This is a genomic window from Citrobacter sp. 21OH12SH02A-Citro (genome assembly GCF_027919895.1).
In the GTDB taxonomy this organism is placed as follows: Bacteria; Pseudomonadota; Gammaproteobacteria; order Enterobacterales; family Enterobacteriaceae; genus Citrobacter; species Citrobacter braakii.
On the sequence record NZ_CP114801.1, the window covers coordinates 1540010 to 1562616 of the forward strand.

The 22607-nt window shown below is 53.3% G+C and carries 19 protein-coding genes; 17 read left to right on the forward strand and 2 right to left on the reverse strand.

Annotation, left to right across the window (positions count from 1 at the left end; translation table 11 throughout):
* The first annotated feature begins 47 nt into the window (after nt 1-47).
* The 3 genes from O6D90_RS07395 (at nt 48) to O6D90_RS07405 (ending at nt 3122) form a co-directional block, all read left to right on the forward strand.
* A complete protein-coding gene (locus O6D90_RS07395; RefSeq protein WP_016153841.1) occupies nt 48-542 on the forward strand; it encodes a YfbU family protein in 495 nt (164 codons plus the stop codon).
* Nucleotides 535-1212, forward strand: a complete 678-nt coding sequence (locus tag O6D90_RS07400) for a sugar phosphatase (protein ID WP_085951065.1) — start codon at nt 535-537, stop codon at nt 1210-1212. The genes O6D90_RS07395 and O6D90_RS07400 overlap by 8 nt, the downstream gene beginning before the upstream one ends.
* Before the next feature lie 77 nt (nt 1213-1289).
* Nucleotides 1290-3122, forward strand: coding sequence for an SLC13 family permease (locus O6D90_RS07405; RefSeq protein ID WP_016157043.1), 1833 nt, complete (start codon nt 1290-1292; stop codon nt 3120-3122).
* Between the two features lie 52 nt (nt 3123-3174).
* On the opposite strand, the gene yfbR is transcribed toward O6D90_RS07405, so the two are convergent.
* Together yfbR and alaA are read right to left on the reverse strand one after the other, a co-directional pair.
* Nucleotides 3175-3774: a 5'-deoxynucleotidase gene (gene yfbR, locus O6D90_RS07410; protein WP_003028083.1), complete on the reverse strand. Its 600-nt coding sequence runs from the start codon at nt 3772-3774 to the stop codon at nt 3175-3177.
* Between the two features lie 95 nt (nt 3775-3869).
* Nucleotides 3870-5087 carry an alanine transaminase AlaA gene (gene alaA, locus O6D90_RS07415; RefSeq protein ID WP_005129483.1) on the reverse strand — a complete coding sequence of 406 codons (1218 nt, stop codon included), beginning with the start codon at nt 5085-5087 and terminating at the stop codon, nt 3870-3872.
* Between the two features lie 928 nt (nt 5088-6015).
* On the opposite strand from alaA, the gene lrhA reads away from it, so the two are divergent.
* The 14 genes from lrhA (at nt 6016) to nuoN (ending at nt 22539) form a co-directional block, all read left to right on the forward strand.
* Complete coding sequence (lrhA, locus tag O6D90_RS07420; RefSeq protein ID WP_016153838.1) at nt 6016-6954, forward strand: transcriptional regulator LrhA; 939 nt, start codon at nt 6016-6018, stop codon at nt 6952-6954.
* A gap of 627 nt (nt 6955-7581) precedes the next feature.
* Complete coding sequence (gene nuoA / locus O6D90_RS07425) at nt 7582-8025, forward strand: NADH-quinone oxidoreductase subunit NuoA (protein ID WP_003028077.1); 444 nt, start codon at nt 7582-7584, stop codon at nt 8023-8025.
* A gap of 15 nt (nt 8026-8040) precedes the next feature.
* Complete coding sequence (gene nuoB, locus O6D90_RS07430; protein ID WP_003028075.1) at nt 8041-8703, forward strand: NADH-quinone oxidoreductase subunit NuoB; 663 nt, start codon at nt 8041-8043, stop codon at nt 8701-8703.
* Between the two features lie 85 nt (nt 8704-8788).
* The gene (gene nuoC, locus O6D90_RS07435; protein ID WP_016153837.1) at nt 8789-10591 is read left to right on the forward strand and encodes an NADH-quinone oxidoreductase subunit C/D; all 1803 of its coding nucleotides are present in this window, start codon (nt 8789-8791) and stop codon (nt 10589-10591) included.
* A gap of 2 nt (nt 10592-10593) precedes the next feature.
* Entirely contained in the window at nt 10594-11094 is a 501-nt protein-coding gene (gene nuoE / locus O6D90_RS07440; protein ID WP_003028069.1) for an NADH-quinone oxidoreductase subunit NuoE, read from the forward strand.
* Complete coding sequence (gene nuoF, locus O6D90_RS07445) at nt 11091-12428, forward strand: NADH-quinone oxidoreductase subunit NuoF (RefSeq protein ID WP_016153836.1); 1338 nt, start codon at nt 11091-11093, stop codon at nt 12426-12428. The genes nuoE and nuoF overlap by 4 nt, the downstream gene beginning before the upstream one ends.
* An 80-nt stretch (nt 12429-12508) precedes the next feature.
* Nucleotides 12509-15235, forward strand: coding sequence for an NADH-quinone oxidoreductase subunit NuoG (nuoG, locus tag O6D90_RS07450; RefSeq protein WP_032931989.1), 2727 nt, complete (start codon nt 12509-12511; stop codon nt 15233-15235).
* Nucleotides 15232-16209: an NADH-quinone oxidoreductase subunit NuoH gene (gene nuoH / locus O6D90_RS07455; protein WP_016153834.1), complete on the forward strand. Its 978-nt coding sequence runs from the start codon at nt 15232-15234 to the stop codon at nt 16207-16209. Before nuoG ends, nuoH begins: the two co-directional genes overlap by 4 nt.
* A gap of 14 nt (nt 16210-16223) precedes the next feature.
* Nucleotides 16224-16766 (forward strand): NADH-quinone oxidoreductase subunit NuoI, encoded by a 543-nt coding sequence (nuoI, locus tag O6D90_RS07460; protein WP_271143282.1) that lies wholly within the window; start codon nt 16224-16226, stop codon nt 16764-16766.
* 11 nt (nt 16767-16777) lie between these two features.
* A complete protein-coding gene (gene nuoJ, locus O6D90_RS07465) occupies nt 16778-17332 on the forward strand; it encodes an NADH-quinone oxidoreductase subunit J (RefSeq protein ID WP_016153833.1) in 555 nt (184 codons plus the stop codon).
* A complete protein-coding gene (gene nuoK, locus O6D90_RS07470) occupies nt 17329-17631 on the forward strand; it encodes an NADH-quinone oxidoreductase subunit NuoK (RefSeq protein WP_006683663.1) in 303 nt (100 codons plus the stop codon). The genes nuoJ and nuoK overlap by 4 nt, the downstream gene beginning before the upstream one ends.
* Entirely contained in the window at nt 17628-19469 is a 1842-nt protein-coding gene (gene nuoL, locus O6D90_RS07475) for an NADH-quinone oxidoreductase subunit L (RefSeq protein WP_016153832.1), read from the forward strand. Before nuoK ends, nuoL begins: the two co-directional genes overlap by 4 nt.
* A 76-nt stretch (nt 19470-19545) precedes the next feature.
* A complete protein-coding gene (nuoM, locus tag O6D90_RS07480) occupies nt 19546-21075 on the forward strand; it encodes an NADH-quinone oxidoreductase subunit M (protein ID WP_016153831.1) in 1530 nt (509 codons plus the stop codon).
* A 6-nt stretch (nt 21076-21081) separates the two neighbouring features.
* Entirely contained in the window at nt 21082-22539 is a 1458-nt protein-coding gene (gene nuoN / locus O6D90_RS07485; RefSeq protein WP_016153830.1) for an NADH-quinone oxidoreductase subunit NuoN, read from the forward strand.
* The last annotated feature ends 68 nt before the right edge of the window (nt 22540-22607 follow it).

The window sequence follows — 22607 nt, forward strand, 5'->3', positions numbered from 1 at the left end:
ATGCCTTCTTTTTTTTCATCGCAGTAGTAGTGATACAGGAGTCCCAAATGGAAATGACCAACGCTCAACGTCTGATTTTGTCTAATCAGTACAAAATGATGACTATGCTCGATCCCACTAACGCCGAGCGTTATCGTCGTTTGCAGACGATTATTGAACGCGGTTACGGCTTGCAGATGCGCGAGCTGGATCGTGAGTTTGGTGAGCTGACGGAAGAAACCTGTCGTACGATTATCGATATTATGGAGATGTATCACGCATTACATGTGTCCTGGACTAATCTTAAGGACGCGCAGGCTATTGATGAGCGCCGCGTGACCTTCCTTGGCTTTGACGCCGCAACGGAAGCCCGTTACCTCGGGTACGTACGTTTTATGGTTAATGTGGAAGGTCGTTATACCCACTTTGATGCGGGTACGCATGGCTTCAACGCCCAGACCCCGATGTGGGAAAAATATCAGCGTATGCTGAATGTCTGGCACTCTTGCCCGCGCCAGTATCACCTGAGTGCGAATGAAATTAACCAAATCATTAATGCCTGAGGGGGCGAGCGTGCAGTGCAAAGGTTTTCTGTTTGATCTGGATGGAACGCTGGTCGATTCCTTACCCGCAGTAGAACGTGCGTGGTGCAACTGGGCCGATCGTTTTGGCCTCGATCACGCCGAGGTGCTCGGCTTTATTCATGGCAAGCAGGCCATTACCTCCCTGCGACACTTTATGGTGGGCAAATCTGAGGCTGAGATCGCCGCGGAATTCACCCGCCTGGAGCAGATCGAAGCGACGGAAACCGCGGGGATCACTGCGCTGCCGGGAGCGGTTGATTTACTCAACCACCTCAATAAAGCGGGTATTCCATGGGCGATTGTGACCTCCGGGTCCATGCCGGTCGCACGAGCGCGTCATCGTGTCGCGGGGCTGCCTGCTCCTGAAGTGTTTGTCACCGCCGAGCGGGTAAAAAGAGGCAAGCCCGAGCCAGACGCCTATCTGTTAGGCGCCCAGCTTCTGGGTCTTGCGCCACAGGAATGCGCGGTGGTGGAAGATGCGCCCGCTGGGGTGCTTTCAGGACTGGCTGCAGGGTGTCATGTGATAGCGGTCAACGCGCCTGTGGACACGCCGCGTCTGGATGAGGTCGATTTTTCGCTGACCAGTCTGGAACATATTTCTGTGACCAAACAGCCCAACGGCAATGTGGTCGTGGTAAGAAATACCTGAACATGATTTAGCCCCAGATTGTTGGGGCTTTTTTATGGCAGAATCGATCCATCCCTCTCATTTAACAAGGATATGTTGTGAACGGTGAATTGACATGGGTTCTCTCATTGCTGGCGATTGCCGTCGTCTTGTTTGTTACTGGCAGAGTGCGTATGGACGCGGTCGCTTTGCTGGTCATCATTGCCTTTGTTCTGAGCGGAACATTGAGCATCACAGAAGCCTTTTCCGGATTCAGCGATCCTAACGTTATTTTGATAGCGGCATTATTCATTATCGGCGACGGCCTGGTGCGTACCGGGGTGGCGACGGTAATGGGTGCCTGGCTGGTGAAGGTGGCTGGCAGCAGTGAAGTCAAAATGCTGGTGTTGCTGATGATTACCGTTGCCGGGCTCGGGGCGTTTATGAGTTCGACCGGCGTGGTCGCCATCTTTATCCCGGTGGTCTTAAGCGTTTCCATGCGCATGGAAATTTCCCCTTCACGCCTGATGATGCCGCTGAGCTTTGCCGGCCTGATAAGCGGCATGATGACGCTGGTGGCGACGCCGCCGAACCTGGTCGTCAACAGTGAACTGTTACGTGAAGGACTTAACGGGTTCAGCTTTTTTAGCGTTACCCCGCTGGGGCTGGTGGTTCTGGTACTCGGCATAATTTATATGCTGCTGATGCGCTTTATGCTCAAGGGAGAAGATTCCAGGCAGCCGGGAGACGGCTGGAAACGCCGGACCTTTCGCGATCTGATTAAAGAATATCGCCTGACCGGGCGGGCGCGTCGGCTGGCGATTCGTCCCGGTTCTCCTATGATTGGCCAGCGTCTGGATGATCTGAAGTTGCGTGAGCGCTACGGGGCAAACGTGATTGGCGTGGAACGCTGGCGTCGCTTTCGTCGCGTAATAGTCGACGTTAACGGGGTTTCTGAGTTTCGCGCCCGTGACGTATTGCTGATTGATATGTCCGCGGCCGATGTCGACCTGCGTGAATTTTGCAGTGAACAGTTTCTGGAACCAATGGTACTGCGCGGCGAATACTTCTCCGAGCAGGCGCTTGATGTGGGGATGGCCGAGATCTCTCTGATCCCTGAATCGGAATTGATCGGCAAAACGGTACGGGAAATCGCTTTTCGTACCCGCTACGGGCTGAATGTCGTTGGGCTGAAGCGCGATGGCGCGGCTCTGGCTGGAGCGGTGGTGGATGAGCCATTGCTGATGGGCGATATCATATTAGTGGTGGGCAACTGGAAGCTCATCACACTGTTGGGACAAAAAGGGCGTGATTTTGTCGTGCTGAATATGCCCGAGGAAGTCAGTGAAGCTTCTCCGGCGCACAGCCAGGCACCGCATGCGATTTTCTGTCTGGTGCTGATGGTCGCTCTGATGCTCACTGATGAAATTCCCAATACGGTGGCTGCGATCATCGCCTGTCTGCTGATGGGGAAATTTCGCTGTATTGATGCCGAAAGTGCCTATAAAGCGATTCACTGGCCAAGCATTATTTTGATTGTCGGGATGATGCCCTTCGCGCTGGCTTTACAAAAAACCGGCGGTGTCGACTTGGTGGTGAAAGGGCTGATGGATGTCGGTGGCGGGTATGGCCCGTATGTGATGTTGGGCTGCCTGTTCGTGCTGTGTGCGACTATCGGGTTATTTATCTCCAACACCGCGACGGCGGTGCTGATGGCGCCAATCGCGCTGGCGGCTGCAAAGTCGATGGGCGTTTCACCGTATCCTTTTGCTATGGGGATTGCGATGGCGGCATCCGCAGCCTTTATGACACCGGTCTCTTCGCCGGTAAACACTCTGGTGCTCGGACCTGGCAACTACAGCTTTAGCGATTTCGTGAAGATTGGCGTACCGTTTACCATCATTGTGATGGCGGTGTGCGTGGTGATGATCCCGATGCTGTTTCCGTTTTGATGTTGTTGGCGGATGGCGACGGGAATATCTTCGCCGCCACCGGGTCATGCGTTTATAGCGGAGAATCCTGGCTGATTTCATCTAATGAGAGGTGAAAACTCGGGACAAACACGTCCATAAAGTAGTCCATCTCTTCGCTGCGTCGCGACTCGAGCGTTTTTTCCAGACGCGTCTTGGCAAGCAGAAATTCGTTGTTACCGGCAGAGAGTTCCTCCAGACACTTCAGATACGCGCACAGGGCATCGGCCTGTTTAACAATCGATCTCTCTTCTTCACTTAAGGCATGTTCATCAATGAGCGGCGCAAAAATATCGCGCAGTTCATCAGGTACCATATCGACCAGCTTTTGCTGAGCAATTTTCTCTATCGCTTTATATTCCTGCGCAATCTGCGAGTTGAAATATTTCACCGGGGTAGGGAGATCACCGGTCAGCACTTCTGACGCATCGTGATACATCGCCAACAGAGCAATACGCTCAGCATTAACCTGACCACCAAATTTACGGTTTTTGATCGCGGCCAGCGCATGGGCAACCATGGCAACCTGCAGACTGTGTTCAGACACGTTTTCGGTGCGCACGTTGCGCATCAGCGGCCAGCGATTAATGAGCTTCAGACGGGAGAGGTGGGCAAAAAAATGGCTCTGCTTCATAACGACCCTTATATGATGGCAACCTAAGAGTCATTTTGCGCAGAGAAGGCTGTCAGATGCAAATACTCGTCATTCATCCGACAGCCTTTGTTTAATTACAACTGGTGATACCCTGACAGGAAACGCTCAAATTTACTCAACGACATTTCAATATCGTCAATACGCGGCAGCGTGACGATGCGGAAATGATCCGGCCACGGCCAGTTGAACGCTGTTCCCTGAACCAGCAGTACTTTTTCCTGCAGCAGGAAGTCGAGCACCATCTTCTGGTCGTCATGAATGTTGAAGCGTTTAGCATCAATTTTTGGGAACATATACAGCGCGCCGCGCGGTTTTACGCAAGAGACACCGGGAATGTCATTGAGCAGTTCCCAGGCGCGGTTGCGTTGTTCATACAGACGCCCACCAGGCATGATAAATTCGCTTATGCTCTGGTATCCGCCCAGTGCGGTCTGAATGGCATGTTGCGCCGGAACGTTGGCACACAGGCGCATAGAGGCCAGCATCTCAAGACCTTCAATATACCCTTTAGCATGTTTCTTCGGCCCGTTCAGCACCATCCAGCCCTGACGGAAACCGGCAACGCGATAGGTTTTTGACAGGCCATTGAAGGTGATGGTCAGCAGATCCGGCGCCATTGCAGCGATGGAGTGGTGTTCAGCATCGTCGTAGAGAATTTTGTCGTAAATCTCATCCGCAAAGATGATGAGGTTGTTCTGGCGAGCAATCTCAACAATCTCCATCAGCAGCTCTTTAGAGTATACAGCGCCGGTTGGGTTGTTTGGGTTGATGATGACGATCCCACGCGTACGCGGCGTGATTTTGGCGCGGATATCATCCAGGTCCGGGAACCAGTCTGATGATTCGTCACACAGGTAGTGCACGGCATTACCGCCGGAGAGCGATACCGCCGCCGTCCACAGCGGATAATCAGGAGCAGGAACCAGCATTTCGTCCCCACTGTTCAGCAATGCCTGCATAGCCTGCACAATTAATTCAGAAACGCCGTTGCCGATATAAATATCTTCCACGGTTACGTCGCGCATACCACGGGCTTGGTAATGCTGCATAATCGCTTTACGGGCGGAATAAAGGCCTTTGGAGTCGCAATATCCTTGCGCTGTTGGCAAATTGCGGATCACATCCACCAGTATTTCATCTGGCGCTTCAAACCCGAATGGCGCCGGGTTGCCGATGTTCAGTTTCAGAACCTTATTGCCTTCTTCTTCCAGGCGCTTTGCTTCCTTCAGAACCGGGCCGCGAATGTCATAACAGACGTTTTCTAATTTGCTGGATTTTTCAATGGGGGACATGAACGTTGACCTTTTTAGCTGTGAATGCCACTCCCTGCCATGGAAGTCAGCCCAGCACAATGTACTCCCACGGCGGTGAGTTTTGAAGGGTCTTTAGTAGAAGATTTTGAAAAGCTATGAAGTGATAATTAACTGTTAACAACTAAATAATGTAAATGTTATGAGATAATAATCTATCTAGATGTGTTTTGTTGGTAGTATATTTTGTTTTATTGGTTTGGTTGTGGTGAATTGTTTGGTCAAAAAAAGTTAAGCCTGTAAAGCGAAATGTCACGGGTGTCTAAGCTGGATGAGGTAATTCGAAAATACTGAGGTTTTAACTGCGGGACCTGTTATCGGCCTGATCCGTACGTGATACGGTGTGAATTCATTGTTAAGCAGAATTAATGAATTGAAGAATTCTTAATTAATTATTATTTAATATTTAAACGACATTAAATTGAATGGGCCAATAATAGCAAAACCGCTGCTCTGACATAACACCTGGTAGCCTGGAATTATTCACGATAACACTTATAAATATAGTGGTTTTAGGTTAAGATAAGTCTCATGAAATGGTAAGTAGTCTGAATTTTAAGATAATTCAAATGTTTGTTGGTTGTTCCTAACACACTGAAAAGTTAGTTTTTAATGTGTAAATTATTGTTCGTTAACTTTTTTTTAAATTTACAAAATTTACATGTTTTCCCTAAGTCAGAATCATCCAGCAGCTAAAAATTCGGCTCTTTCTCGTTGCTATATTCCGATGAATGTCACGGGAATTAAAATAGCCAGGAAAGAGAATTGTTTCGTTTGTTAAACCAAATACATCCTTATTTTCACTTGGTTACACTAAGCGAAACTGCGAGGGAGGCACATTACAAATGGAGTTGTTTGATTCCAAATGCACAGCATTAACCCGGTATGACCCGCGAGTAAGTGAAAAACTATGATAAATGCAAATCGTCCGATAATTAACCTCGACCTCGATCTGCTGAGAACCTTCGTTGCTGTTGCCGACCTGAATACCTTTGCGGCTGCGGCAGCTGCGGTATGTCGAACTCAGTCTGCGGTGAGTCAGCAAATGCAGCGTCTTGAGCAACTCGTGGGGAAAGAGTTGTTCGCGCGCCATGGACGCAACAAACTACTGACCGAACATGGTATACAACTGTTGGGTTACGCCAGAAAAATACTGCGCTTTAATGATGAGGCATGCTCATCATTAATGTTTAATAATCTTCAGGGAGTGTTAACTATCGGTGCTTCTGATGAATCAGCCGATACCATACTGCCTTTCCTGCTCAACCGAATAAGTTCGGTTTATCCGAAGCTTGCGCTGGATGTGAGGGTCAAGCGTAACGCCTACATGGTGGATATGCTGAAGTCGCAAGAAGTGGACTTGGTTGTGACTACCAACCGTCCTGGCGATTTTGAATGTCTGAATCTGCGTACCTCGCCAACGCATTGGTACTGTGCTGCCGAATATATTCTGCAAAAAGGTGAGCCGGTACCGTTGGTTCTGCTGGACGATCCGAGCCCGTTTCGCGATATCGTGCTGGCGACATTAAATGCTGCTCAGATCCCGTGGCGCCTGGCTTATGTTGCTTCAACCTTACCTGCGGTTCGCGCGGCGGTAAAAGCAGGGCTCGGCGTCACTGCGCGGCCTGTTGAAATGATGAGTCCAGATTTACGCGTACTGGGCGCCGCCGACGGATTACCGCCATTGCCTGATACTGAGTATCTGTTGTGCTGCGATCCGTCCACGCAAAATGAGTTGGCAGAAGTTATCTTTAAGTCGATGCAAACGTATCAAAATCCTTGGCAATACAATCAGTTTACCCCTGAAGGGGGAGATGACTCGCTGATTGTTGAAGGCGACTTTGAGTAATCCGTCACATAAAATCGTTTTAAAATGTTAGTGTAAAAAAGAGCCTCTGGTGATGAAAAAACATCCAGCGGCTCTTTTTTTAGGTAAATATTGCCGCTTTATGTCATTTGCTATACTAAAACTTAACAAAATCAGAAGGTAAAAAAACGGCCTGACACCTGGCTGAAAAATAAGCAGCAGCGTTACTAATTGTTTCCATGTTAAAAAACTAGAGAAATTGTTGCTGTTTTTTATGGTGAATTAACAAAAGCGTGTCACAGATCAAGAAAATACTCCCATTTAGGGGGAGGCATCTGGGTGAATTCCTGTCAAAATAGGTGAGTATTATCTTTTTTACTTCACTACGGACACGATTCAACAACATTAAAAATGACCGATGATGCGATCGAAATTGGTCTAAATAGCACTTTATGTTAATGAAGTTGGAGCGGTGTAAAATAATGTGAGGAAACTTTTGTTAAAGTTGACAAAAGGTTATAGAAAGGAGTAAAAAACCCCATCAATTAGCTGTATAAAATGGTTTTTCACAGTGATTGTAAGGTTTTTTTTATTCCTCCCCATGAATCGATGTGGCGTTCATCTGCCGAAAAGAGCAGAGAATTTGGCGCTACTTTTGATGAGTAAGCAATGAGTATGTCAACATCCACTGAAATCATCGCTCATCACTGGGCATTCGCTATCTTTCTTATTGTTGCCATTGGCCTGTGCTGCCTGATGCTCGTCGGCGGCTGGTTTTTAGGTGGTCGCGCGCGCGCGAGATCTAAAAACGTGCCGTTTGAATCAGGTATCGACTCGGTCGGCACAGCCCGCTTGCGCCTGTCTGCCAAGTTTTATCTGGTAGCCATGTTCTTCGTTATCTTCGACGTTGAAGCGCTGTATCTGTTCGCATGGTCAACTTCTATCCGTGAAAGCGGCTGGATTGGCTTTGTGGAAGCTGCAATTTTTATTTTTGTGTTACTGGCAGGTCTGGTTTATCTGGTGCGTATTGGCGCGCTGGACTGGACGCCCGCGCGTTCACGCCGCGAGCGTATGAACCCGGAAACGAACAGTATCGCTAATCGTCAACGCTAACCGCGAGGCATTAAGATGGATTATACGCTCACCCGCATAGATCCTAACGGTGAGAACGACCGTTACCCCCTGCAAAAACAGGAGATCGTAACCGACCCCCTGGAGCAAGAAGTTAACAAAAACGTGTTCATGGGCAAGCTGCATGACATGGTTAACTGGGGCCGTAAAAACTCAATTTGGCCCTATAACTTTGGCCTTTCCTGCTGCTACGTTGAGATGGTGACCTCGTTTACCGCCGTGCACGATGTGGCCCGTTTTGGTGCGGAAGTACTGCGTGCATCGCCGCGTCAGGCTGACCTGATGGTCGTAGCCGGAACCTGCTTTACCAAAATGGCGCCGGTTATTCAGCGTCTCTACGATCAGATGCTGGAACCGAAATGGGTTATTTCCATGGGCGCATGCGCCAACTCCGGCGGTATGTACGACATCTATTCTGTGGTGCAGGGCGTTGATAAATTTATTCCGGTCGATGTGTACATCCCGGGATGCCCGCCGCGTCCGGAAGCGTATATGCAGGCTCTGATGCTGCTGCAAGATTCCATTGGCAAAGAACGCCGTCCGCTCTCCTGGGTGGTTGGCGATCAGGGCGTTTATCGCGCCAATATGCAGTCAGAACGCGAGCGTAAACGCGGCGAACGTATTGCTGTAACGAATCTTCGTACACCAGACGAGATTTAATTTGCGCCTGTCGGCAGCAGCACTTCCTTCGCTTATCACTACATAAATAGCGCGAAGCACTGCCGACCACCACGGACCATTTGCAATGGTGAACAATATGACCGACTTAACCGCGCAAGACGCTGTATGGCAAACACGGGATCACCTTGATGACCCGGTCATTGGCGAACTGCGCAACCGTTTTGGGCCGGATGCCTTTACCGTTCAGGCGACTCGCACCGGGGTACCTGTTGTTTGGGTCAAGCGTGAACAATTACTGGAAGTTGGCGATTTCTTAAAGAGACTGCCGAAACCTTACGTCATGCTGTTTGACTTACACGGCATGGACGAACGTCTGCGTACGCACCGCGAAGGGTTACCTGCCGCGGATTTTTCCGTTTTCTATCACCTGATCTCCATTGAACGCAATCGCGATATCATGCTCAAGGTGGCATTGTCTGAAAACGACCTGCGCGTACCGACGTTCACCAAACTGTTCCCGAACGCCAACTGGTATGAGCGTGAAACCTGGGAAATGTTTGGCATCGACATCGAAGGTCACCCGCACCTGACGCGTCTGCTGATGCCGCATACCTGGGAAGGTCATCCGCTGCGTAAAGACTACCCGGCGCGTGCGACCGAATTCGATCCGTTTGAGCTGACCAAAGCCAAACAGGATCTGGAAATGGAATCACTGACCTTCAAACCAGAAGAATGGGGCATGAAGCGTAGTTCCGAAAACGAGGACTTCATGTTCCTCAACCTCGGTCCTAACCACCCGTCTTCTCACGGTGCGTTCCGTATTGTGCTGCAGCTTGATGGCGAAGAAATCGTCGACTGCGTGCCTGACATCGGCTACCACCACCGTGGCGCTGAAAAGATGGGTGAACGTCAGTCCTGGCACAGCTACATTCCGTACACCGACCGTATCGAGTACCTCGGCGGCTGCGTTAACGAAATGCCTTACGTACTGGCCGTTGAGAAACTGGCTGGCATCACCACGCCGGATCGCGTCAACGTGATTCGCGTTATGTTGTCTGAACTGTTCCGTATCAACAGCCACCTGCTGTACATCTCCACGTTCATCCAGGACGTCGGCGCGATGACCCCGGTCTTCTTCGCCTTTACCGACCGTCAGAAAATCTATGACGTAGTGGAAGCGATCACCGGTTTCCGTATGCACCCGGCCTGGTTCCGTATCGGCGGTGTGGCACACGATCTGCCGCGCGGTTGGGACAAACTGCTGCGTGACTTCCTCGACTGGATGCCAAAACGTCTGGATTCCTACGAGAAAGCCGCACTGCGTAACACCATCCTGAAAGGCCGTTCGCAAGGCGTTGCCGCTTACGGTAAGAAAGAAGCGCTGGACTGGGGTTGTACCGGTGCTGCGCTGCGTGCGACCGGTATTGATTTTGACGTGCGTAAAGCGCGTCCATACTCTGGCTACGAAAACTTTGACTTTGAAGTCCCGGTTGGCGGCGGCGTGTCCGACTGCTATACCCGCGTGATGCTGAAAGTTGAAGAGCTGCGCCAGAGTCTGCGCATCCTTGAGCAGTGCCTCAACAACATGCCGGAAGGCCCGTTCAAAGCGGATCACCCGCTGACTACGCCGCCGCCGAAAGAGCGCACGTTGCAACATATCGAAACCCTGATCACCCACTTCCTGCAAGTTTCGTGGGGACCGGTTATGCCGGCAAATGAGTCCTTCCAGATGGTGGAAGCGACCAAGGGTATTAACAGTTACTACCTGACCAGCGATGGCAGCACCATGAGTTACCGTACCCGTATCCGTACCCCGAGCTATGCGCACCTGCAGCAGATCCCGGTAGCGGTACGTGGCAGCCTGGTGTCCGACCTTATCGTCCACCTGGGTAGTATCGATTTTGTTATGTCAGATGTGGACCGCTAATTATGCACGAGAATCAACAACCACAAACCGAGGCTTTTGAGCTGAGTGCGGCTGAGCGTGAAGCGATTGAGCACGAAAAGCACCACTACGAAGACCCGCGTGCGGCGTCCATTGAAGCGCTGAAAATCGTTCAGAAACAGCGTGGCTGGGTGCCGGATGGGGCGATCTATGCGATCGCTGATGTGCTGGGGATCCCGGCAAGCGACGTAGAAGGTGTTGCCACGTTCTATAGCCAGATCTTCCGCCAGCCGGTAGGTCGCCACGTGATCCGCTATTGCGACAGCGTGGTGTGCCATATCAACGGCTATCAGGGGATCCAGGCTGCGCTTGAGAAAAAACTCAACATCAAGCCGGGGCAGACGACCTTTGACGGTCGTTTTACGCTGCTCCCGACCTGTTGCCTGGGGAACTGCGATAAAGGGCCGAACATGATGATCGATGAGGATACTCATGCTCACCTGACCCCGGAAGGCATTCCCGAACTGCTGGAGCGGTATAAATGAAAGACATTATCCGTACTCCCGAAACGCATCCGCTGACCTGGCGTCTGCGTGATGACAAACAGCCGGTCTGGCTGGACGAATACCGTAGCAAGAACGGCTATGAAGGTGCGCGTAAGGCCCTGACCGGGCTGTCACCGGACGAAATCGTTAATCAGGTAAAAGACGCTGGCCTGAAAGGGCGCGGCGGTGCGGGCTTTTCCACCGGTCTGAAGTGGAGCCTGATGCCGAAAGACGAATCCATGAACATCCGTTACCTGCTGTGTAACGCCGATGAAATGGAGCCGGGTACCTATAAAGACCGTCTGCTGATGGAACAGCTGCCGCACCTGCTGGTAGAAGGCATGCTGATCTCCGCGTTTGCGCTGAAAGCGTACCGTGGTTACATCTTCCTGCGTGGTGAATATATCGAAGCGGCTGTGCATCTGCGTCGCGCGATTGCCGAAGCAACCGAAGCCGGCTTGCTTGGCAAAAACATCATGGGCACCGGTTTCGACTTCGAACTGTTTGTCCACACCGGGGCAGGGCGCTATATCTGCGGTGAAGAGACGGCGCTGATTAACTCCCTTGAAGGTCGTCGTGCTAACCCACGCTCTAAGCCGCCGTTCCCGGCAAGCTCTGGCGCTTGGGGTAAGCCGACCTGCGTTAACAACGTCGAAACCCTGTGTAACGTACCAGCTATCCTCGCGAACGGCGTGGAGTGGTACCAGAACATTTCGCAGAGCAAAGACGCGGGCACCAAGCTGATGGGCTTCTCCGGTCGCGTGAAGAACCCTGGCCTGTGGGAACTGCCTTTCGGTACTACCGCGCGCGAGATCCTCGAAGATTACGCGGGCGGCATGCGCGATGGCCTGAAATTCAAAGCCTGGCAGCCGGGCGGCGCGGGTACTGACTTCCTGACTGAAGCGCACCTCGATCTGCCGATGGAATTCGAAAGCATTGGTAAAGCCGGTAGCCGTTTGGGCACCGCGCTGGCAATGGCCGTCGATCACGAGATTGGCATGGTTCCTCTGGTGCGTAACCTGGAAGAGTTCTTTGCCCGCGAGTCCTGCGGCTGGTGTACGCCGTGCCGTGACGGTCTGCCGTGGAGTGTGAAAATTCTGCGCGCGCTGGAGCGTGGCGAAGGCCAGCCTGGGGATATCGAGACGCTTGAGCAACTGTGTCGTTTCCTCGGCCCGGGTAAAACCTTCTGTGCACACGCACCGGGTGCGGTGGAGCCGCTGCAGAGCGCCATTAAATATTTCCGCGAAGAATTCGAAGCTGGCATCAAGCAGTCCTTCAGCAATACCCATCAGATTGGTGGTATTCAGCCGAACCTGCTGAAAGAGCGCTGGTAATAGCAGGGTAACCCTGAATCGCGATCAGAAATTCGATTAACGCTCGGTTTTAGACCGAGCCAACTGGAAGCATGCTGACTATGGCTACGATTCATGTAGACGGCAAAGAATATGAGGTCAACGGAGCGGACAACCTGCTGGAAGCTTGTCTGTCTCTCGGCCTTGATATTCCGTACTTTTGCTGGCACCCGGCGCTGGGAAGCGTCGGTGCTTGCCGCCAGTGTGCGGTGAAGCAATATCAAAACGCGGAAGACACGCGTGGTCGCCTGGTGATGTCTTGTATGACACCGGCCACCGAAGGCACCTTTATTTCAATTGATGACGAAGAAGCGAAGCAGTTCCGCGAAAGCGTAGTGGAGTGGTTGATGACTAACCACCCGCACGACTGTCCGGTCTGTGAAGAGGGCGGTAACTGCCACCTTCAGGATATGACCGTCATGACTGGTCATAGCTTCCGTCGCTACCGCTTCACGAAGCGTACTCACCGCAACCAGGACCTGGGGCCGTTCATCTCTCACGAAATGAACCGCTGCATCGCCTGCTATCGCTGCGTACGTTACTACAAAGATTACGCCGATGGCGCGGATCTGGGCGTCTATGGCGCGCATGACAACGTCTACTTTGGTCGTCCGGAAGACGGTACGCTCGAAAGCGAATTCTCCGGTAACCTGGTGGAAATTTGTCCGACCGGCGTCTTCACCGATAAAACGCACTCCGAGCGTTATAACCGTAAATGGGACATGCAGTTTGCGCCGAGCATCTGCCAGCAGTGTTCTATCGGCTGTAACATCAGCCCGGGCGAGCGCTACGGTGAACTGCGTCGTATCGAAAACCGCTACAACGGTACCGTTAACCACTACTTCCTCTGCGACCGTGGTCGTTTTGGCTATGGTTACGTGAACCTGAAAGACCGTCCACGCCAGCCGGTACAGCGTCGTGGCGATGACCTGATCACGCTGAACGCCGAACAGGCGATGCAGGGCGCGGCAGATATTCTGCGTCAGTCGAAGAAAGTGATTGGTATCGGCTCCCCGCGTGCCAGCGTTGAAAGTAACTTCGCGCTGCGTGAACTGGTCGGTGCGGATAACTTCTATACCGGTATTGCCCAGGGCGAGCAGGAACGTCTGCAACTGGCTCTGAGCGTGCTGCGTGACGGCGGTATTCATACCCCGGCACTGCGCGAAATCGAGTCATACGATGCGGTTCTGGTCCTGGGCGAAGATGTCACCCAAACCGGCGCGCGCGTTGCGCTGGCAGTGCGTCAGGCGGTGAAAGGTAAAGCGCGTGAAATGGCGGCGGCGCAGAAAGTGGCCGACTGGCAGATTGCGGCAATCCTCAATATTGGCCAGCGCGCCAAGCACCCGCTGTTCGTTACCAACGTCGATAACACCCGTCTGGATGATATCGCGGCATGGACCTACCGTGCGCCGGTTGAAGATCAGGCGCGTTTAGGTTTCGCTATCGCCCATGCACTGGATAACAACGCACCGGCGGTTGACGGTATCGACCGTGACCTGCAAAACAAAATTGATGTCATCGTTCAGGCTCTTGCCGGGGCGAAGAAACCACTGATTATTTCCGGTACCAACGCCGGTAGCGCCGACGTGATTCAGGCTGCTGCCAACGTGGCGAAGGCGCTGAAAGGCCGTGGCGCAGACGTCGGGATCACCATGATTGCTCGCTCTGTCAACAGTATGGGGCTGGGTATGATTGGTGGTGGTTCCCTCGACGACGCGCTGACTGAACTGGAAACAGGTCGTGCTGACGCCGTTGTGGTGTTGGAAAATGACCTGCATCGCCATGCTTCAGCAACGCGTGTGAACGCCGCGCTGGCGAAAGCGCCGCTGGTACTGGTCGTTGACCATCAGCGCACGGCTATTATGGAAAACGCCCATCTGGTGCTTTCCGCCGCTAGCTTCGCTGAAAGCGATGGTACGGTAATTAACAACGAAGGGCGCGCCCAGCGTTTCTTCCAGGTCTATGACCCATCCTACTACGACAGCAACACCGTAATGCTGGAAAGCTGGCGCTGGCTGCACTCGCTGCACAGTACCGTGCAGAGTCGTGAAGTGGACTGGACGCAGCTCGACCATGTTATCGACGCGGTCGTTGAGAAGTTACCGCAGTTGGCGGGTATTAAAGATGCCGCGCCGGATGCAAGCTTCCGTATCCGTGGACAGAAATTGGCACGTGAACCGCACCGCTACAGTGGCCGTACCGCAATGCGCGCCAACATCAGCGTCCACGAACCGCGTCAGCCGCAGGACAAAGACACCATGTTCGCTTTCTCCATGGAAGGGAACAACCAGCCGTCTGCGCCGCGTTCACAAATTCCGTTTGCCTGGGCTCCGGGCTGGAACTCCCCACAGGCGTGGAACAAGTTCCAGGATGAAGTGGGCGGTAAACTGCGTCATGGCGATCCGGGCGTGCGTCTGATCGAAGCTTCTGCAGATGGTCTGGATTACTTCACAACCGTTCCGGCGAGCTTCCAGGCTCAGGATGGTCAGTGGCGTGTCGCGCCTTACTATCATCTGTTTGGTAGTGACGAAATGTCCCAGCGTGCGCCTGTCTTCCAGACCCGTATGCCGCAGCCGTACATCAAACTCAACCCGGCTGATGCCGCGAAGTTGGGTGTGAATGCCGGTACGCGCGTTTCTTTCAGCTACGATGGCAACACGGTTACGCTGCCGGTTGAAATCGCTGAAGGATTAACGGCAGGGCAGGTTGGTTTGCCAATGGGTATGCCTGGCATCGCGCCGGTTCTGGCTGGTGCACGTCTTGAGGATCTGCAGGAGGCACAACAATGAGTTGGATTACACCCGATCTGATTGAGATCCTGCTGAGCGTTCTCAAAGCGGTCGTGATTCTGCTGGTGGTGGTCACCTGCGGGGCATTCATGAGCTTTGGCGAACGTCGTCTGCTCGGTCTGTTCCAGAACCGTTACGGACCAAACCGTGTTGGCTGGGGCGGTTCGCTCCAGCTGGTTGCGGACATGATCAAGATGTTCTTTAAAGAAGACTGGATCCCGAAATTCTCGGATCGCGTCATCTTTACCCTGGCACCGATGATCGCCTTCACCTCGCTGCTGCTGGCTTTCGCCATCGTGCCGGTGAGCCCGAACTGGGTGGTTGCTGACCTGAACATCGGGATCCTGTTCTTCCTGATGATGGCAGGCCTCGCGGTATACGCGGTGCTGTTCGCAGGCTGGTCCAGTAACAACAAATACTCGCTGCTCGGTGCGATGCGTGCGTCTGCGCAGACGCTGAGCTACGAAGTATTCCTCGGACTTTCCCTGATGGGCGTGGTGGCGCAGGCCGGTTCATTTAACATGACCGACATCGTCAACAACCAGGCTGATATCTGGAACGTTATTCCGCAGTTCTTTGGTTTTGTCACCTTTGCCATCGCGGGCGTGGCGGTGTGTCACCGTCACCCGTTTGACCAGCCAGAAGCCGAGCAGGAACTGGCCGACGGTTACCACATTGAATACTCCGGTATGAAATTCGGTCTGTTCTTCGTGGGTGAGTACATCGGCATCGTCACCATTTCTGCACTGATGGTTACCCTGTTCTTCGGTGGCTGGCATGGTCCGTTCTTACCGCCATTCGTCTGGTTCGCGCTGAAAACCGCGTTCTTCATGATGATGTTCATTTTGATTCGTGCGTCGTTACCGCGTCCTCGTTATGACCAGGTAATGTCCTTCGGCTGGAAAGTCTGTCTGCCGCTGACGCTCGTCAACTTGCTGGTAACGGCGGCTGTCATTCTCTGGCAGGCGCAATAAGGGACACAAAGACCATGACCTTAAAAGAATTGTTCGTAGGTTTCGGCACCCAGGTACGCAGTATCTGGATGATCGGCCTGCATGCGTTCGCGAAACGCGAAACGCAGATGTACCCGGAAGAGCCGGTCTATCTACCGCCCCGTTTTCGTGGTCGTATCGTTCTGACCCGTGACTCAGACGGCGAAGAGCGCTGCGTTGCCTGTAACCTGTGTGCGGTAGCGTGTCCGGTAGGCTGTATCTCTTTGCAAAAAGCAGAGACCAAAGATGGCCGCTGGTATCCGGAGTTTTTCCGCATTAACTTCTCACGCTGCATTTTCTGCGGCCTGTGCGAAGAAGCCTGTCCGACAACGGCTATTCAGCTGACTCCAGATTTCGAGCTGGGTGAGTACAAGCGCCAGGACCTGGTTTACGAGAAAGAGGATCTGCTGATCTCCGGTCCGGGTAAATACCCGGAATATAACTTCTACCGGATGGCAGGTATGGCAATCGACGGCAAAGATAAGGGCGAAGCAGAGAACGAAGCCAAGCCTATCGACGTCAAGAGCCTGTTACCGTAAGGAGAGGGGCAATGGAGTTCGCTTTTTATATCTGTGGCCTGATAGCCATTCTCGCAACCTTGCGGGTGATCACCCACACCAATCCGGTACACGCACTGCTGTACCTGATTATTTCGCTGCTGGCGATTTCCGGGGTGTTCTTCTCGTTAGGTGCTTACTTCGCGGGGGCGCTGGAAATAATCGTCTACGCGGGCGCCATCATGGTGTTGTTCGTGTTCGTGGTCATGATGCTCAACCTCGGTGGTTCTGAAATTGAACAGGAACGCCAGTGGCTGAAACCGCAGGTGTGGATTGGACCGGCGATTCTGTCGGCCATCATGCTGGCGGTTATTGTTTATGCCATTCTGGGTGTTAACGATCAGGGCATCGACGGGACGCCAATTAGCGCGAAAGCTGTCGGTATTTCCCTGTTCGGACCGTATGTACTGGCGGTCGAGCTGGCTTCGATGCTGCTGCTGGCAGGTCTGGTTGTAGCCTTCCACGTAGGGCGCGAAGAGCGTTCTGGTGAAGTGCTGAGCAATCGCACCGATGACCGCGCGAAAAGAAAAACGGAGGAGCACGCATGATCCCCTTACAACATGGACTGATCCTCGCGGCTGTCTTATTCGTACTGGGCTTAACCGGTCTGGTTATCCGCCGCAATCTGCTGTTTATGCTGATCGGGCTGGAAATCATGATTAACGCCTCCGCGCTGGCCTTCGTGGTCGCCGGAAGCTACTGGGGCCAGACCGATGGTCAGGTGATGTATATTCTCGCCATCAGCCTTGCGGCTGCGGAAGCGAGCATTGGACTTGCGCTGTTGCTGCAACTTCATCGCCGTCGCCAGAACCTGAACATCGATTCAGTAAGTGAGATGCGTGGATGAACATGCTTGCCTTAACCATTATTCTGCCATTTATTGGCTTTGTATTACTGGCGTTCTCTCGCGGTCGTTGGTCAGAAAATCTGTCCGCGACCGTTGGCGTCGGGTCGATTGGCCTGGCGGCGCTGGTGACCGCGTTTGTTGGCGTTGACTTCTTTGCTAATGGTCAACAGGCCTACAGCCAGCCGCTGTGGACGTGGATGTCTGTCGGTGACTTCAATATCGGTTTTAACCTGGTGCTGGACGGCCTGTCGCTGACCATGCTCAGTGTGGTGACCGGTGTGGGTTTCCTGATCCACATGTTCGCCTCCTGGTATATGCGCGGTGAAGAGGGATACTCCCGTTTCTTCGCCTACACCAACCTGTTTATCGCCAGCATGGTGGTTCTGGTACTGGCGGATAACCTGCTGCTGATGTACCTCGGCTGGGAAGGCGTGGGCCTGTGCTCCTATCTGCTGATCGGTTTCTATTACACCGATCCGAAGAATGGCGCTGCGGCAATGAAAGCCTTCGTGGTGACCCGTGTGGGTGACGTGTTCCTCGCCTTCGCATTGTTTATCCTCTACAACGAGCTGGGCACGCTGAACTTCCGCGAAATGGTGGAACTGGCACCTGCTCACTTTGCAGATGGTAACAACATGCTGATGTGGGCAACCCTGATGCTGCTGGGCGGTGCGGTGGGTAAATCCGCGCAGCTGCCGTTGCAGACATGGCTTGCTGACGCGATGGCAGGTCCGACGCCTGTCTCCGCGCTGATCCACGCCGCGACGATGGTTACCGCCGGTGTCTACCTGATTGCGCGTACTCACGGCCTGTTCCTGATGACGCCGGAAATCCTGCATCTGGTGGGGATTATCGGGGCTATCACTCTGGTACTGGCTGGTTTCGCCGCGCTGGTACAGACCGACATCAAACGCGTTCTCGCATACTCCACCATGAGCCAGATTGGTTATATGTTCCTGGCTCTCGGGGTTCAGGCGTGGGACGCGGCGATTTTCCACCTGATGACGCACGCCTTCTTTAAAGCGCTGCTGTTCCTGGCATCCGGCTCGGTTATCCTGGCCTGTCACCACGAACAGAACATCTTCAAGATGGGCGGTCTGCGTAAGTCTATTCCGCTGGTGTATCTCTGCTTCCTGATCGGTGGCGCGGCGCTGTCAGCTCTGCCGCTGATTACCGCAGGCTTCTTCAGTAAGGATGAGATTCTGGCCGGTGCGATGGCGAACGGTCATATCAACCTGATGGTTGCAGGTCTGGTTGGTGCATTTATGACCTCTCTGTACACCTTCCGTATGATTTTCATCGTGTTCCACGGTAAAGAGCAAATTCACGCTCACGCAGGGAAGGGGATTACACATCATCTGCCGCTGATTGTGCTGATGATCCTGTCCACCTTCGTTGGCGCACTGATTGTGCCACCGCTGCAGGGTGTACTGCCTGCGACGACCGAGCTTGAGCATGGTCGCGTGATGACCCTGGAAATTACCTCCGGTATCGTCGCGATTGCAGGCATTCTGATCGCTGCATGGCTGTGGCTGGGTAAACGTACGCTGGTGACGTCGATTGCCAACAGTGCGCCAGGCCGTCTGCTGGGTACCTGGTGGTATAACGCCTGGGGCTTCGACTGGCTGTACGACAAAGTGTTCGTCAAGCCGTTCCTGGGCGTTGCATGGCTGCTGAAACGCGATCCGCTGAACGCAATGATGAACATTCCGGCGATCCTTTCCCGCTTTGCAGGTAAAGGCCTGTTGTTAAGCGAGAACGGCTATCTGCGTTGGTATGTAGCATCAATGAGCATCGGTGCCGTCGTTGTGCTGGCTCTGTTGATGGTACTGCGTTGATCGTAAAGTGAATTTTATCCAAATTCGTTGAAAATCAGGCCTCTATTAGGGGCCTTAAAAAGGAATAAAAATCGCCATGTTACTACCCTGGCTAATATTGATTCCCTTTATCGGTGGCTTCCTGTGCTGGCAGACCGAACGCTTTGGCGTGAAGGTGCCGCGTTGGATCGCGCTGATTACCATGGGACTGACGCTGGCGCTTGGCCTGCAACTTTGGTTGCAGGGCGGCTATTCACTGACGCAATCCACTGGCATTCCGCAGTGGCAGTCTGAGTTTGTCCTGCCGTGGATCCCACGCTTTGGCATCTCGATTCATCTTGCTATCGACGGTCTGTCGCTGCTGATGGTGGTGCTGACCGGCCTGCTCGGTGTTCTGGCGGTACTTTGCTCCTGGAATGAAATCGAAAAATACCAGGGCTTTTTCCACCTGAACCTGATGTGGATCTTAGGCGGCGTAATCGGCGTGTTCCTTGCCATCGACATGTTCCTGTTCTTCTTCTTCTGGGAAATGATGCTGGTGCCGATGTACTTCCTGATCGCGCTATGGGGGCATAAAGCCTCTGACGGTAAAACGCGTATCACGGCAGCAACCAAGTTCTTCATTTATACCCAGGCGAGTGGTCTGGTGATGTTGATTGCCATCCTGGCGCTGGTGTTTGTGCACTACAAAGCGACCGGTGTGTGGACTTTCAACTATGAAGAATTGCTGAATACTCCGATGTCCCACGGCGTGGAATACCTGCTGATGCTGGGCTTCTTCATCGCTTTCGCGGTGAAAATGCCGGTGGTTCCGCTGCACGGCTGGTTGCCGGATGCTCACTCCCAGGCACCGACCGCAGGTTCCGTTGACCTGGCTGGTATCTTGCTGAAAACCGCAGCCTACGGTCTGCTGCGCTTCTCCCTGCCGCTGTTCCCGAATGCGTCAGCGGAGTTTGCACCTATCGCAATGTGGCTTGGCGTCATCGGCATCTTCTACGGCGCGTGGATGGCCTTTAATCAGTACGATATCAAACGTCTGATTGCTTACACCTCCGTATCCCACATGGGCTTCGTACTGATTGCTATCTACACCGGCAGCCAGCTGGCATACCAGGGGGCGGTGATTCAGATGATCGCGCACGGCCTGTCCGCAGCCGGTCTGTTCATCCTGTGTGGTCAGCTGTACGAACGTCTGCACACGCGTGATATGCGTATGATGGGCGGCCTGTGGGGCAAAATGAAATGGTTGCCTGCGCTGTCAATGTTCTTTGCAGTGTGTACGCTGGGTATGCCGGGTACAGGTAACTTCGTTGGCGAATTTATGATTCTGTTCGGCAGCTACCAGGTGGTTCCGGTTATTACCGTGATCTCGACATTTGGTCTGGTGTTTGCTTCTGTTTACTCGCTGGCGATGCTGCATCGCGCTTACTTTGGTAAGGCGAAGAGCCAGATTGCCAGTGTTGAACTGCCAGGGATGTCGCTGCGTGAGCTGTTTATCATCCTGTTGCTGGTCGTGCTTCTGGTACTGCTTGGCTTCTATCCGCAGCCGATTCTGGATACCTCGCATTCTGCGATGAGCAACATCCAGCAGTGGTTTGTTAATTCCGTTACTACTACAAGGCCGTAAATCGCCATGACAATAACTCCACAACACCTGATTGCGCTGCTACCGCTGCTGATCGTCGGCTTGACGGTGGTGGTTGTGATGCTCTCCATTGCGTGGCGACGCAATCACTTCCTCAATGCCACGCTGTCGGTCATTGGGCTTAACGCCGCACTGGTTTCGCTCTGGTTTGTTGGCCAGGCGGGCGCTATGGACGTCACCCCGCTGATGCGGGTTGACGGTTTCGCCATGCTCTACACCGGGCTGGTGCTGCTGGCGAGTCTTGCCACCTGTACCTTCGCTTACCCGTGGCTGGAAGGCTACGACGACAACCGGGAAGAGTTCTATCTGCTGGTGCTGATTGCCGCGCTCGGCGGTATTCTGCTGGCTAACGCTAACCATCTGGCGGCGCTGTTCCTTGGTATTGAGCTTATCTCTCTGCCGCTGTTTGGGCTGGTTGGCTATGCGTTCCGTCAGAAACGTTCGCTGGAAGCCAGTATCAAATACACCATTCTGTCTGCCGCAGCGTCTTCCTTCCTGCTGTTTGGTATGGCGCTGGTGTACGCGCAGTCTGGCAACCTGTCGTTTGTCGCGCTCGGTAAGAGCCTCGGCGACGGTATGCTGCAAGAACCGCTGCTGCTGGCGGGCTTCGGTCTGATGATTGTTGGCCTCGGCTTTAAACTCTCACTGGTTCCATTCCACCTGTGGACGCCAGACGTATACCAGGGCGCTCCGGCTCCGGTTTCCACCTTCCTGGCGACGGCGAGCAAAATCGCTATCTTCGGCGTGGTGATGCGTCTGTTCCTGTACGCACCGGTAGGTGATAGCGAAGCGGTACGGATCGTGCTGGGTGTGATTGCCTTTGCTTCTATTATCTTCGGTAACCTGATGGCGCTGAGCCAGACCAACATCAAACGTCTGCTTGGTTACTCTTCTATCTCTCACCTCGGTTACCTGCTGGTGGCGCTGATTGCCCTGCAGAGCGGCGAGATGTCGATGGAAGCGGTTGGCGTTTACCTGGCCGGTTATCTGTTCAGCAGCCTCGGTGCGTTCGGTGTGGTCAGCCTGATGTCCAGCCCGTACCGCGGCCCGGATGCAGACTCTCTGTTCTCCTACCGTGGTCTGTTCTGGCATCGTCCAATCCTCGCGGCGGTGATGACGGTGATGATGCTGTCTCTGGCGGGTATTCCGATGACGCTGGGCTTTATCGGTAAGTTCTACGTACTGGCGGTGGGTGTGCAGGCTAATCTGTGGTGGTTGGTTGCCGCCGTGGTGGTGGGTTCCGCGATTGGTTTGTACTACTACCTGCGCGTTGCCGTGAGCCTGTACCTGAGCGCACCGCAGCAACTGAATCGCGATGCGCCGTCCAACTGGCAGTACAGCGCGGGCGGTATCGTGGTGTTGATTTCTGCCCTGCTGGTACTGGTGCTGGGTATCTACCCGCAACCGTTGATCAGCATCGTGCAGTTAGCGGCTCCGCTGATGTAATTCATCATGCTGTGATCGAAAAAGAGTCTGGACAATGTCCAGACTCTTTTTTTTACCTGTCTATACTC